The 14,684-nt window shown below is 55.8% G+C and carries 9 protein-coding genes; 7 read left to right on the top strand and 2 right to left on the bottom strand.

What is annotated here, in order from left to right; translation table 11 throughout:
• Positions 1–80: 80 nt before the first annotated feature.
• The 6 genes from ubiI to OCH02_RS24330 all read left to right on the top strand — a co-directional run bounded on the left by ubiI (position 81) and on the right by OCH02_RS24330 (position 11,074).
• Positions 81–1,283, top strand: coding sequence for an FAD-dependent 2-octaprenylphenol hydroxylase (gene ubiI / locus OCH02_RS24355; protein ID WP_261433380.1), 1,203 nt, complete (start codon positions 81–83; stop codon positions 1,281–1,283).
• Positions 1,284–1,828: 545 nt separating this feature from the next.
• The gene (gene gcvT, locus OCH02_RS24350) at positions 1,829–2,926 is read left to right on the top strand and encodes a glycine cleavage system aminomethyltransferase GcvT (RefSeq protein ID WP_261093500.1); all 1,098 of its coding nucleotides are present in this window, start codon (positions 1,829–1,831) and stop codon (positions 2,924–2,926) included.
• Positions 2,927–3,091: 165 nt separating this feature from the next.
• Positions 3,092–3,478: a glycine cleavage system protein GcvH gene (gene gcvH / locus OCH02_RS24345; RefSeq protein WP_261433378.1), complete on the top strand. Its 387-nt coding sequence runs from the start codon at positions 3,092–3,094 to the stop codon at positions 3,476–3,478.
• A 92-nt stretch (positions 3,479–3,570) separates the two neighbouring features.
• Positions 3,571–6,450 (top strand): aminomethyl-transferring glycine dehydrogenase, encoded by a 2,880-nt coding sequence (gene gcvP / locus OCH02_RS24340; RefSeq protein ID WP_261433376.1) that lies wholly within the window; start codon positions 3,571–3,573, stop codon positions 6,448–6,450.
• 248 nt (positions 6,451–6,698) lie between these two features.
• Positions 6,699–9,974, top strand: a complete 3,276-nt coding sequence (locus tag OCH02_RS24335) for an autotransporter domain-containing protein (RefSeq protein ID WP_261433375.1) — start codon at positions 6,699–6,701, stop codon at positions 9,972–9,974.
• 134 nt (positions 9,975–10,108) lie between these two features.
• The gene (locus OCH02_RS24330) at positions 10,109–11,074 is read left to right on the top strand and encodes a zinc-binding alcohol dehydrogenase family protein (RefSeq protein WP_315899247.1); all 966 of its coding nucleotides are present in this window, start codon (positions 10,109–10,111) and stop codon (positions 11,072–11,074) included.
• Positions 11,075–11,171: 97 nt separating this feature from the next.
• Here the strand turns inward: OCH02_RS24330 and OCH02_RS24325 are convergent, their stop codons facing one another.
• Both OCH02_RS24325 and OCH02_RS24320 read right to left on the bottom strand, forming a co-directional pair.
• Positions 11,172–12,578, bottom strand: coding sequence for a sensor histidine kinase (locus OCH02_RS24325; RefSeq protein ID WP_261433373.1), 1,407 nt, complete (start codon positions 12,576–12,578; stop codon positions 11,172–11,174).
• Positions 12,575–13,243, bottom strand: a complete 669-nt coding sequence (locus tag OCH02_RS24320; RefSeq protein WP_261433372.1) for a response regulator — start codon at positions 13,241–13,243, stop codon at positions 12,575–12,577. The genes OCH02_RS24325 and OCH02_RS24320 overlap by 4 nt, the downstream gene beginning before the upstream one ends.
• Positions 13,244–13,789: 546 nt before the next feature.
• On the opposite strand from OCH02_RS24320, the gene OCH02_RS24315 reads away from it, so the two are divergent.
• Positions 13,790–14,536: an SDR family oxidoreductase gene (locus OCH02_RS24315; RefSeq protein WP_261433371.1), complete on the top strand. Its 747-nt coding sequence runs from the start codon at positions 13,790–13,792 to the stop codon at positions 14,534–14,536.
• Positions 14,537–14,684: the final 148 nt, after the last annotated feature.

Here is a 14,684-nt window from a genome sequence, read left to right as displayed (position 1 = left end):
GTGTATTCGCAGGGGCGTAGCGTGCTGCGCCCAAAGCGCTGGGCAATGGCACAGCGAGTCATTTAAGGAAATTAAGCAGCATGCAATCATTTGACGTGGTTATCGCCGGCGGCGGTATGGTGGGGCTGGCTCTGGCCTGTGGTTTGCAGGGCAGCGGCCTGCGCGTTGCGGTGCTGGAGCACCAGCAACCGGATATGATGCCGCCGCAACCACAGCCGGAACTGCGTGTTTCCGCTATCAATGCCGCCAGCGAGCGCCTGCTGCAGCACATTGGCGTGTGGGACGAGATCCTCAACCAGCGCGCCAGCGCCTATAACGCGATGGAAGTCTGGGATCGCGATAGCTTCGGCAAAATAGCCTTTCGTGGTGACGAGTGCGGTTTCAGTCATCTCGGCCATATCATTGAGAACTCGGTGATCCAGCAGGCGTTGTGGAAACGGGCGGAAAGCCTGAGCGACGTCACGCTGATTACCCCGGCGGCGCTCAAGCAGGTAGCCTGGGGCGAAAACGACGCTTTTATCACCCTGGATGATGGCCGCATGCTGACCGCCCGGTTGGTCATCGGAGCCGATGGCGCCCAATCCTGGCTGCGTCAGCATGCCGATATCCCGCTAACCTTCTGGGATTATCGCCACCATGCGCTGGTGGCCACCATCCGCACTGAAGAACCACATTTGGCGACGGCACGGCAGGTGTTCCACGGTGATGGCATTCTGGCGTTTCTGCCGTTCAGCGATCCGCATTTAAGCTCGATAGTCTGGTCGGTGGCGCCGATCGATGCGGAGCGGCTGAAGCAACTGGAGCCGGAGCAGTTTAACCGTGAGCTGGCGATGGCTTTTGACCTGCGCCTCGGTGCCTGCACGGTGGAAAGTGAACGTCAGACCTTCCCTCTGACCGGGCGTTACGCCCGCAGCTTTGCCGCGCACCGGCTGGCGCTGGTAGGCGATGCAGCACATACCGTGCACCCGCTGGCGGGTCAGGGGGTGAATCTGGGCTTTATGGACGCCGCCGAGTTGATCGCCGAACTGCGCCGTTTGCAACGTCAGGGCAAGGATATTGGCCAACATCTGTATCTGCGTCGCTACGAGCGTCGCCGCAAACACGGCGCGGCGGTCATGTTGGCCAGCATGCAGGGGTTCCGCGAACTGTTTGATGGCAACCATCCGGCGAAGAAGCTGCTGCGTGATGTCGGACTACGCCTGGCCGATAGCCTGCCGGGCGTGAAGCCCAGGTTGGTGCGTCAGGCGATGGGCCTCAATGATCTGCCGGAGTGGCTGGCCTGACTGCTGTCTGAGAGAGGTCGCCAGGCCTCTCTGCCTTATTTCCCCCGCATTAACATCGCTCCCGAAGGCGCAGCCCTGCGCCTGATACCCATCGCTTTTCCTTATAGAGTCCTTCATTTGAAAAAATCTAATTTCAGGCGGATTTTACCATTAGTTTTTCTAATTCCATGTTCGGTTATCAAAAGTCTAAATTCCGCATCCGGCCGTGAGTTTGTTATATAACTTCGGATTTTTGGTGCTTTAATTGTTGGTTTTGTGCCTTAAAGCGCATTTTTCCAGTCAAAAACTCTGCACACTAGCCCGACATTTTACTGGCCCTGAACGACGACAAACCTATTTTAACTTATGGTTAATGGGGTCGTTCGGTGATAACGTCAGGACAAAGGTATCGTTTGCGTCGCGGCGGTTAGCCGCAGTTTTTGCACGTTTCGGCGCAGCGTTTCTGTTGGGCAGTCAGTGCGCCACGCAATCCGGCCCCGAGCCATTATCTGACGTATTGCGTAGCAGCACCCTATCTTCAGCTTCTGAGTGAAATGAGGGAAAAGATGGCAAAGCAAACCCCACTGTACGACCAGCACGTGGCGTGCGGTGCGCGCATGGTAGATTTTCATGGCTGGATGATGCCGCTGCATTACGGCTCCCAGATCGATGAGCACCACGCCGTGCGTCAGGATGCCGGTATGTTCGACGTCTCCCATATGACCATTGTGGATCTGCGCGGTGCCCGCACCCGCGAGTTCCTGCGTTACCTGCTGGCGAACGACGTCGCCAAACTCACTCAACCTGGCAAAGCGCTGTACACCGGCATGCTGAATGCGTCCGGCGGCGTGATTGACGACCTGATTGTTTACTTCCTTACTGAAGACTATTTCCGCCTGGTGGTGAACTCCGCCACGCGTGACAAAGACCTGGCCTGGATCGAAGAACACGCAGCCCCATACGGCGTAGCCCTGACGGTGCGTGACGATCTGGCGCTGGTTGCGGTGCAGGGCCCACAGGCCAAAGAACGTGCCGCCACCTTATTTACCCCGGAACAAAAAAGCGCGGTTGAAGGCATGAAGCCATTCTTCGGCGTACAGGCCGGGGATCTGTTTATCGCCACCACCGGTTATACCGGCGAAGCGGGTTATGAAATCGCCCTGCCGAAAGAGCAGGTGGTCGATTTCTGGCAGAAACTGCTGGCAGCGGGCGTGAAGCCGGCCGGCCTCGGCGCACGTGACACCCTGCGTCTGGAAGCGGGCATGAACCTGTACGGGCAAGAAATGGACGAAGGTATCTCGCCGCTGGCCGCCAACATGGGCTGGACCATTGCCTGGTTGCCGGAAGACCGTCAGTTTATCGGCCGTGAAGCGCTGGAAAAACAGCGTGAAGTGGGCACCGAACAACTGGTCGGCTTGATCATGACGGAAAAAGGCGTATTACGTAATGAGCTGCCGGTGCGATTCACCGATGAAGCAGGCCAGACGCATGAAGGGATTATCACCAGTGGTTCGTTCTCACCGACCCTGGGTTTCAGTATTGCCCTGGCTCGCGTGCCCGCCGGTATCGGTGAGCAGGCCATCGTACAGATCCGCAACCGTGAAATGCCGGTCAAGGTCACCAAACCTGGATTCGTGCGTGCCGGTAAGCCACTGACTAATTAATTTTTTTATTGGTTATTCCCAATGGATTTCGCGCTGCGGCTAGGCGGCAAGTGCGTGAATCCTCGGGAGCTTACTGAAGTAAGTGACTGAGGTGAACGCACGCCGCCAACAACGCTGCGGTGTGAAAGACGCAGGGAAATTATTTCTTCGAAGGAGTAGCTGGCTATGAGCAATGTGCCAACAGAATTGAAGTATGCATCTTCCCATGAGTGGGTGCGTGACGCAGGTAATGGCGAATACGTGGTAGGCATTACCGAACACGCGCAGGAACTGCTGGGCGACATGGTGTTTGTCGATCTGCCGGAAGCGGGCCGTGAAGTTGCCGCTGGCGAAGATTGTGCAGTGGCGGAGTCGGTGAAGGCCGCTTCCGATATCTATGCGCCAATCAGCGGCGAAATTATCGCCGCCAACGATGCGCTGGAAAGCTCCCCGGAGCTGGTTAACAGCGACCCGTACGGCGAAGGCTGGCTGTTCCGCATCAAGGCTTCTGACACTGCCGAACTTGGCAATCTGCTGGACGCCGGTGCGTATCAGGCTTCTATCGACGAGTAACTGTTGTAACGCCCCAGGCTCATTGGCCGGGGCGTTTTAGTTATAGATCAAGCTATATCCCGTACCCCGTAAGCATTCAGGAATTTGTAGCAATGACTCAGACACTCAGCCAACTTGAACACAGCGGTGCGTTCATCGAACGCCATATCGGCTCTTCTGCAGAACAACAGCAGCAGTTGCTGGAAGCGGTGGGCGCACGCTCGCTCAACGCGCTGATCCAACAGATTGTGCCGGCAGACATTCAACTGCCTGCGCCGCCGCCGGTAGGCGATGCGGCTACTGAACATCAGGCGCTGGCCGAACTGAAGGCAATTGCCTCACAGAATCAGCGCTACAAATCCTATATCGGTATGGGCTACAGCGCGGTGCTGACGCCGCCGGTGATCCTGCGTAACATGCTGGAAAATCCGGGTTGGTACACCGCTTATACCCCTTATCAACCAGAAGTGTCGCAGGGCCGTCTTGAGGCGCTGTTGAACTTCCAGACCGTGACTCTCGATCTGACCGGTCTGGATCTGGCATCTGCTTCATTGCTGGACGAAGCAACCGCGGCAGCCGAAGCGATGGCGTTGGCCAAACGCGCCAGCAAGCTGAAAGACGCCAACCGTTTCTTCGTGGCTGACGACGTACATCCGCAGACGCTGGACGTAGTACGTACCCGCGCCGCCACCTTCGGTTTTGAAGTGATTGTGGATAAAGCCGAGAAGGTGCTGGAACTGCAGGGCGTGTTTGGCGTGCTGTTGCAACAGGTTGGCACTACCGGTGAATTGCACGATTACAGCGCACTGCTGGCGGAACTGAAAAACCGTAAAATCGGCACCAGCGTGGCCGCCGACATTATGGCATTAGTGCTGTTGACCGCACCGGGCAAACAGGGTGCCGACGTGGTATTCGGCTCCGCGCAGCGCTTTGGCGTGCCGATGGGCTACGGTGGCCCACATGCCGCCTTCTTCGCCTGCCGTGACGAATTCAAACGTTCGATGCCGGGCCGCATTATCGGCGTTTCCCGCGATGCCGCCGGTAACACCGCGCTGCGCATGGCGATGCAAACCCGTGAGCAACATATCCGTCGCGAAAAAGCCAACTCGAATATCTGTACCTCGCAGGTACTGCTGGCCAACATTGCCAGCCTGTACGCGGTGTACCATGGCCCACAGGGCCTGCAACGCATTGCCGGGCGTATCCATCGCTTGACCGACATTCTGGCTGCCGGGCTGCAACAGGCCGGCCTGCAACTGCGTCATAAAACCTGGTTCGACACCCTGACGGTAGAAGTGAAAGACAAGGCCGCGGTGCTGGAACGTGCGCTGAGCTTTGGCATTAACCTGCGTACCGACATTCACGGTGCGGTAGGCATCACGCTGGACGAAGCCACCTCACGTGAAGACGTACAAACGCTGTTCGCCTTGCTGGCGGGCGACAATCACGGTCTGGACATCGACGCACTGGACGCGGCGGTAAGCAAAAATAGCCAGTCGATCCCGGCAGGCATGCTGCGCCAGGATCCGATCCTGACTCATCCGGTATTCAACAGCTACCACAGCGAAACCGAGATGATGCGTTATATGCACCGTCTGGAACGCAAGGATCTTGCACTCAACCAGGCGATGATCCCGCTCGGTTCTTGCACCATGAAGCTGAACGCTGCGGCAGAAATGATCCCGATTACCTGGCCTGAATTCTCCGAGCTGCATCCGTTCTGCCCGCCAGAGCAGGCTGCAGGCTATCAGCAGATGATTGGCCAGTTGTCACAATGGCTGGTGCAATTGACCGGTTACGACGCGGTTTGCATGCAGCCGAACTCCGGCGCGCAGGGTGAATACGCCGGGCTGTTGGCGATCCGTCATTACCATGAAAGCCGTAACGAAGCCGGCCGTCATATCTGCCTGATCCCAAGCTCCGCACACGGTACCAACCCGGCGTCTGCCCAAATGGCAGGGATGAGCGTGGTGGTGGTGGCCTGCGACAAGAACGGCAACATCGATCTGCACGATCTGCGCGTCAAGGCAGAGCAAGCGGGTGAAGAGCTGTCTTGTATCATGGTGACTTATCCGTCGACCCATGGCGTGTACGAAGAAACTATCCGTGAAGTGTGCCAGATCGTTCATCAGTTCGGCGGCCAGGTGTACCTCGACGGTGCCAACATGAATGCTCAGGTGGGCATCACCACCCCAGGTTATATTGGTGCGGACGTCTCACACCTTAACCTGCATAAAACCTTCTGTATCCCACACGGCGGTGGCGGTCCAGGCATGGGGCCAATCGGCGTAAAAGCGCATTTGGCGCCGTTCGTTCCAGGCCACAGTGTGGTACAGATTGACGGCGTACTCACGGAGCAGGGCGCGGTTTCCGCCGCACCGTTCGGCAGCGCTTCAATATTGCCCATCAGCTGGATGTATATCCGCATGATGGGTGCGGAAGGGCTGAAGCAGGCGAGCCAGGTGGCAATTCTTAATGCCAACTACATTGCGACCCGCCTGAAGGACGCTTACCCGGTGCTGTATACCGGTCGCGATCACCGCGTGGCGCATGAATGTATTCTCGACATTCGTCCGCTGAAAGAAGAGACCGGCATCAGCGAAATGGATATTGCCAAACGTCTGATTGACTACGGTTTCCATGCGCCGACCATGTCGTTCCCGGTAGCGGGCACGCTGATGGTTGAACCCACCGAATCGGAAAGCAAGGTAGAGCTGGATCGCTTTATCGATGCGATGCTGGCTATCCGCGGCGAGATTGATCGTGTGGCGAAAGGTGAATGGCCGCTGGAAGATAACCCGCTGGTGAACGCGCCGCACATTCAGGCGGAACTGGTCAGCGACTGGCAGCATGCCTACAGCCGTGAGCTGGCCGTGTTCCCTATCGCCGGTGTGCGTGAGAACAAATACTGGCCGAGCGTGAAGCGCCTGGACGACGTGTACGGCGACCGTAACCTGTTCTGTTCCTGCGTACCGATGAGCGAATACGAATAGGTTCTTCTGTCGATGGGGATCAAGAGGCAGCGCATCATGCGCTGCTTTTTTTTGCGTGAAACATCTAAGAATTTTCTTGTTTATCATTTTGATTAATTGCGGTTTTTTTATTTTTCAGGCTGTTACCCACCATTTTTTTCAATCCGAGTTAAGACTCGGCCCTGTTTCATTTCCGTTTAAACCCTCGTGGTTAAATTGGTCTCAGCAAAATATTTTTGCAGGGAAGATTAACTCACAAGGAGTGCTCTATGAAAAGGTTGGCTATCGCAATCATTGCGGCTTTACCCTTCTGTTCCGCGCAGGCGGTTGAGAGTTATGAAGTCCGCAATAGCAGCGGACAAACGGTGTTTAAACTGAATTTCTTCACTCCCACCGACGACGGTTATTTTACGGATGAGTGGGGTCCCTTGTACTCATCTTGGGTACTGGATGACGTTCAAAAGGCTCAGGTGATCGGTGCGGCGCAGCGCTGGGCCGATATCATTAAACCCAAGGCTGGCCAATTGCCTGGGGTGATCAACGTCGGTACCTTTGATGAACAAAATGCCGGAGCGATGAGCCCTGATGTCAGCGAAACCCCATTCAGCCTGACCCAACTTCAGGCGGTATTGCAAGGCCAGGAGGCGGGGGTGTTGAACAGTGGCGCCCACGCTGTAGTTCACATCGGAAAACTGGACTTTGCCCCGGTATTGGCCTCACCTGCCCAGGTCCCGACCGATTCCCGCTTTGATCTGGAAGTCATCACATTTCATGAGATTGCCCATGCGTTAGGGATTAGCACCTTCGCTGGTGTGGCGAATGATGGCGTGACCCAGTTCGGTACGACGCAGGGGAGCTGGACATCACATCTGTTTGACGATAACGGTAATCCGGCGCGGCCAGGGCAGGCTATTTTATGCAAAGGATGCGAGGGGCCGGACGACCCTTCAGGTTTTGACTTGCGCAAAGATCAGGGCTATTTCGCCGGTAGCCACGTCAAGGAAGTGCTGGCTGGCGCCATGCCGGGAGTTCCGGTGCGTATCCTCGACGAGTTTGGCGATGTGGATCATAATTACATGGCTCATAGTGAGCTGGATCGCAGCCTGATGAGCCATCAAAACTACCGTAACTACACCTCTATGATGGAAGCCGAACTGGCGGTGCTACAGGACATAGGATACGACATCGATCGCCGTAACTTCTTCGGTCATTCTGTGTATGGCAGTGGCCTGGATGTGGTTAACCAGCAAGGGTATTTCGCGCGCAATGCTGCAGGAACTGCGTATCTCGACGGTAAAGCCAATACCGCCGTCCGCGGTGTCGGGTTGCACATTTACGGCAGTAACAACCGGGTAGAGCAACGCGGTGACTTGTTGGCCGATGGTGTTGCCGCCGCCGGTATTCGGGTTGACGGTGTGGGCAATACGCTGACCATTGCGCCAGGTACCCGCGTGCAGGCGAATGGTGACTACGGCACCGGCTTATTGGTGGCTTACGGCGATAGCCACACGATTATCCAACGCGGTAGCCTGGAGGCGATCGGTAAGGACGGTGTGGCTGCCAGACTGGATTTCGGCAACAACCTGATGAGCAATGAGAAAGAATACCGTGGTTCATATATCTGGCTGTGGGATGGCATTGACTTGTCCCAATACCGGGCTGCGCCACTGGTCTCCCATTTCGATATCACCGGCTCGCTAAAGGGGGCCAAAGCGGCAATTTACCAGTCAGTGAATGCGCTGGCCGGCGCGATTAACGTGATGCGCGGCGCCGATATTCAGGGCGACATTATTTCTGACTATGCTCAACGGGACGAAAATAACCTGGCTCGCCTCACCCGTTTAACCTTCGGTCTACGGCCGGATGCGCTGGGGCAGGTGACCGCCGTGGCGGATAATGATTTCGACTTCACCTATAACGGCAACATTAGTGGCAAGGACAACCTGGCGTTGGTAGCCGAGGGCGGGAAAACCACGCTGAACGGTAACCATCAGGTTTATAGTGTGGATATCCAGCCTGGCGCACAGTTGGCGGGCAATAGCCGCTATGCGCTGTCGGATGGCGGGTGGTTTACCAACAATGGCTTACTCACCACAGGTTCACCTTTTGGTAAGCTGTCGATCGACGGTGATTATCGGCAGGGGCCGCAGGGGCGTTTGCAACTGATGTTCGACAGCCTGGGCCGTGGCGATCAACTACACATCAGCGGAAAATCCAGTCTGGGTGGCGTTTTGACGCTGATGCCTGTAAAAGGCTGGTATGCCTCAAACTGGCAGTTGAACAGTGCTTCGCTGCTGCAATTGGGGCAGGTCAACGGTGAATTCGATCGGCTCAGCGTTGAGGCGGTATCACCGACGCTAAGCTTCCATGTGGCACCGCTGGAGGCCGGGCAATATCAAATCAGCGCGACCCGTGGTGTATCGGCCTACAGTCAATATGCGCAGAATGCGAATGAACGAAATGTGGGTCTGGCGTTAGCCCGTGCCGCGGCGACGGCGGGGAACGACCTGCGGCCGTTACTGACCGCGCTGGATTTCTCCAGCCCCGAAGGTCGGCAGGTGAACAGTGCGCTGGCGCAGCTGCAGCCGTCGGCTTATAACAGCCTGATTCAGACCTCATTCGACCGCGAACGCCAGTTAACCCGCGCCTTGACCGCACCGGAACGCAATTTGACGTTGGCGCCAACGGACGACGAGCAAGATTGGATCAGTTTTGCCCTGCCGTACGGCGGCGGTAACTGGCAAAACAATACGGGCACGATCGCCGGTTACAACGCATCGCGTTATGGTGTGCTGTTCGGTGCCGAGAAACGTAACGGGTTGTTGCCGGGCCTGACCACCGGTTTCCACGCGGCGGTCGGCGGGCAAACGGTCAACGCCAAAAGCGCCGATCGGGCGCGCACGCACAGCACCTCCTTTGATGTTGGCTTGCAGTTCAACTACGCACAGGATGCCATGGTTGGGCCGTTTGCCTATGGCCTGGGGCGCATAGGGGCGGAGGATAATCAGATGAAGCGCCAATTTGATATTGCCGGCGTGAGCGGTACCGGCAAGAGCGACTGGACGGCCTGGAATGGCTCATTAACCCTGGGTGGCGGGTATCATTTTGCATTAACCGAGTCGTTTAGCTTCGGCCCGGTGGCGGCGCTGGATTATACCGCCACCGCCCATCGCACGATTAAAGAGTCAGGTTCTGGCACCTTGCCGATGCAGATTAAAGGCCATTATGCCGACTCGTTGCAAAGCACGCTGGGCGTGGAGGCGCTGTATCAGGGGCCACAGGCCTTGTCTGCCACGCTGCGCCTTGGCTGGCAGCATGAGCTGCTGAGCAACAATGTCACCCAGCGTGCTCAATTCGTCGGTTATGACGCCTCTGCTTTCGATAGCAAAAGCACGTTGGCCGGGCGTGATGGGTTGGCAGCACAGGCAGGGGTGCAGTATCAGCTTAATAAAGATGTTTCTGTGGGGGCCGGGCTTTCCAGTGAGCTGTTCCGTCAGGGCAGCAATTCATTAGAGGGCAATCTGTCTGTGAACTGGCGCTTCTGATTTCTTCAGCAAGTTGCCGTTGAGTAAAACCCCATAACACATTCGGCAAAGCGTGTTATCAAGGGACACTGCATGATGCGGTGTCCCTTTTTTATTGTCGCTGCATAGCAACCCAAACGGAATAAGGAGCAATGATGAGAGCTGCAATGGTAAACGCGTTAGGTCAGCCACCGGTTGTCGGTCATGTGGATGAACCGCAAGCAAGAGAGGGGGAAACCCTGATTGAGGTGATTGTCGCCGGTATCAAACAGTTGGATCGTGCCATGGTAGCGGGAACCCATTACTCCAGCCCAAAGGTGTTGCCGATCGTGCCTGGAACCGATGGCGTTGGTTATACACCGGACGGCCAGCGGGTTTATTTTGCCTCATTCCGACAGCCGCACGGTGCTCTGGCTGAGCGTACCGTCGCTTCCTGGACCGTGCCGGTACCGGCGGGTGTGGATGATGCTACCGCCGCCGCCTTGATCAACCCGGCATTCGCTGCCTGGCTGCCGCTGCACTGGCGTGCCGAGCTTCAGGCTGGCGAGACGGTACTGATTATTGGCGCGACCGGCACCTCGGGGAAACTGGCGGTGGCGGCTGCACGCCAGGCGGGCGCAGGGCGCATTGTTGCAGCAGGCCGTCGGCAGAGCGTGCTGGATGCGTTGGATGTCGATGCTACGGTGGATCTCAGTCTGGAAGGGGATGCGCTAACCCAGGCTTTCGCTGCTGCCGCAGGGCCGAACGGATATCAGGTGATAGTCGATTATATCTGGGGTACGGCGACTGAAGCGCTGCTGGCCACGCTGAACAACCACGACCTGTCTTCCTACGCCGGGGGGCGAGGTATTCGCTTGGTCAATGTTGGGTCGATGGCCGGGCCAGACATTCGCTTGCCGGCGGCAGTATTGCGCAGTAACCAACTGCAGATTATGGGTAGCGGCACCGGCAATTTTCCACCGGCGGCTGAGATGCAGAGATATGCCAGTGAGATCCTGGCGTTGGCGGCCACCGGGCAGATTTCGGTCGACACTCAGGAGCATGGCTTATCCGAGATCGCTGAAGTGTGGGATCTGAACAAGAAAAGCGACGTCCGCTCGGTGATCCGCATTACCGGATAGCTATTTTTATATTTATGGGCAAACAACAGGTTGCCCATTTGTTTACCACAGCAAATCAAGCGGATGTCGTTGCAGTGAAATTGGGAGCTATGGTGGCTTAACTCTCTGATGACGCCAGATAGTTCTCTGGCAGATCAATAACAAAGCCGATGCCGCGTTCATCAAGCCCTTCGGCCACCCGCAGTTGCGCACCGATTTTATCCGCCAGATTTTTGGCAATCGCCAGCCCCAGACCGCTGCCGACCTGCAGAGTACCTGGCACGCGATAAAAACGTTCGAATAACCGTTTGTGGTATTCAGGGTTAATACCGGGGCCATTGTCTCGCAGAGTAATGTAGCAACCCAGTGGCGATAGCGAACGGATGTTGGCTTCGATTCGGCCACCGTCAGGCGCGTACTTGATGGCATTTTCCAACAGGTTGGTAAAAATCGTAATCAGCGAGTGGCGATCGGTATCAATCATCACATTTTCACTGCCATCCAGCGAGAGTTCGACGTTCTTCTCCAGCGCATAGGGAACGTGCTGGGCAATGCATTTGCCGATTTCCGCGTGGATATTCACCGTTTCAATCTTCAGTGGGAAGTCTTCCGACTCCAGTTTGGCCAGGTCAATCAGCTGGCGCGAAAGCGATGCGGCACGATCCAACCCTTGCTGCATGTCTTCAATGATTTCCTGACGTTCGGTTTTATCCGCCACCTGGGTCAACAGGTGCAACTGTGCCAGCACGGCGGCGATCGGGGTGCGCAGCTCATGCGCTGCATCGGCCATAAAGCGTTTTTCACGTTGATTGGCAGCATCGATACGCGCCATCAGTTTATTGATTTCCAAAACGATTGGTCGGATTTCTTGATATTGTTCGGCCGCATTAATCGGGGACAGAGTACCGGGCTTGCGGTCAGAGATCATTCTGGCAATTTGCCGCAGTGGCCGCAGGCTGAGATAGGCGGTGAGCAGCAAAGTGACAATGATGGCTGCCAGCGTGACCAACAGCGGGATCGCGGTGCTTTCTGCCGGATTGCCGAAAATAGTGGTGCGGTTGTCAAAGGATTCGCCAACGATCACTCTAAATTGCTGTTTATCGCTCCAACTGCCGGCAATATGCCACTTCACATTGGCGTAACTGATGGTGCCGGACAGCACCGACGGCGGCAGGAACAGCGGTTTTTCCTGTGACGGTGAGGCGTAAAGCATCTGATTATTGCTATCGTAAACCACAAATAGTGGCCGATAGTCTATTTCATCCTGCATGCCGTTTTTGATCGAGTCGATATACATGACTTCGATATCTTTAATCACCTCAAGATAACTGCGGTTGGTAACATCTGTCTTGTCAAGAATATTGGCAATACCACGTGCGACAATGCGTTGCTGATTATCTAAATACTTTTCCGCATCAGGGTAATATGAGTATTTCACCCAACCAATTAATGCGCCCCAGAGCAGTAATATGGCTAAAACCTGGAAAATAATAGTGCGCATAAAAAAGGATTTTAAACTTATCATCCCAGAGTCTCTTTTTTTAATAAATAGCCTATGCCGCGCACGGTTATAATTTTTTCCTTGCCAATCTTGCGCCGCAAGTTATGCATATGCACCTCCAGAGAATTACTTTCCACGCTGTCGCCATGGCCGAACAGACTCTGCTCCAGTGCGGTTTTGCGCACCACGGTACCGGCGCAGCGCATCAGTTCATGCAGCAGTCGATACTCCTTTTTCGATAGCAACAGCAGTTCGTCATCCAGCGTCACCTGGTGATTGATTGGGTCCAGATACAGATTGCCCAGGATCCAGGTTTGGGAGGCAAACCCGGCCATGCGGCGGTTAACCGCCTTCACGCGTGATATCAACTCAGGCAAGGCGAAAGGTTTGGCCAGAAAGTCGTCCGCACCGGAGTCCAGGCTATTGACCAGGCTTTCGATGCGGTCGCGGGCGGTCAGAATAATGATCGGGATATTTTGTCCGGCGGCCCGCCACTCAACCAGTTTCTTTAATCCATCCCCGTCTGGCAGGGTCAGGTCCAGCAGCATTAAATCGAAATGACCCTGTGAGAGCCTGGTTTGAGCATCATGCACCAGCCGCACCCAGCATAGCTCAAAGCCCGCCAGCTCTAATGCACGGCACAGGGCCTTGCCCAATTGCAGATCGTCTTCCACTAACAATATGTTCATGGGGTATCCGGTTTATGTCACTGTGCTGGCGGCTATATAACTACAACCACCGGGGGAAGACAACGCCGCCATCCTTTTTGCGTCATCGTTCTTAAGCAAACCTTAATCTGGGATTAATTTGGCGTTAAGGGAGCGTCGATATATTTCGCGTACGCTGATTGCTGCACAAATCATCAGGGTAGGGACGAATGCGTGTCGACAATTTTTCAACGGCGGTTACCTGTACAGGCGCAATTTTATTGTTGGTGTTGGTCATACCGCCTTCCGACGTTGGCGCGCAAAGGGGGAATCATTCCGTCCTGTTTTCCTCGCCCATGCCACATATTCAGCTTGCGCAGTCCCTCACCTTTTATAAAAGCGTAAAACCGCGGATTAAAAAACAGCTGCGTCGTTTGGTGCAGTTATAAGGTTTATTTTAATAAGGGAAAAAAGTGGAAAAATACCCTTGGATATTCTGCAGCATGGATATCTATACTCTGTTGAAGAAGGTAGCTTTGCTGAGCGCCGGTTACCGGTTATGACTTTCCAATCAGAGAAAGGAACACTATGACTAAAGTTGCACTGGTCACCGGCGCCAGCCGGGGTATTGGCCGCGCCACGGCGCTGCTGCTGGCCCGCCAGGGATATGCGGTGGGCGTTAACTATCTGCAGAATGAAGCTGCGGCGCAACAGGTGGTCGCGGAGATAGCATCACTGGGCGATCGGGCGCTGGCGCTGCGGGCCGATATTGGCGATGAAAGCCAGGTAGTGGCGATGTTTAGCCAACTGGATGCCACCCTCGGGCCTATTGACGCACTGGTCAACAATGCCGGTATTCTGTTTCAGCAGTCGAGCATTGAGCAACTGTCCGCCGAGCGTATCAACAGGGTATTGACTACCAACGTCACCGGTTCTTTCCTCTGCTGCCGGGAAGCGGTGATGCGTATGTCGCATCGTCATGGTGGACAGGGCGGGGCTATCGTCAACGTTTCCTCTGCCGCCGCTCGTTTAGGGGCTCCGTGGGAGTATATCGACTATGCCGCATCAAAGGGGGCGGTCGACACCCTGACCACCGGGCTGGCGCTGGAGGTGGCGGCACAAGGTATTCGCGTTAACTCGGTGCGGCCGGGGTGTATTTACACTGAAATGCATGCCAGTGGCGGTGAGCCGGGGCGTGTTGACAGGGTGAAAGGCAACCTGCCGATGCAGCGCGGTGGCACCCCGGAAGAGGTGGCAGAAGCCATCGCCTGGCTGCTGTCCGATGCCGCTTCTTACGTCACCGGCAGCTTTATCGAGGCCTCCGGCGGCCGTTAACAGGGATAAAGGGAAATGACTTTAGGCGTCATTTCCCGTTTGTCACCGCTAATTACCCTATTAACTCAATTTCATGGGATGCTGCGACTCCGCTAATGTCAATTTTCGGTGGGATATAGTGCGCCAGTTTCAATGTGTCGCTGACGGC

Origin of the sequence: Serratia quinivorans, assembly GCF_946227985.1 — a bacterium.
GTDB lineage: Bacteria > Pseudomonadota > Gammaproteobacteria > Enterobacterales > Enterobacteriaceae > Serratia > Serratia quinivorans_A.
The sequence above is the reverse complement of the archived record's forward strand: the minus strand, read 5'-3'. Positions and strand labels throughout refer to the sequence as shown.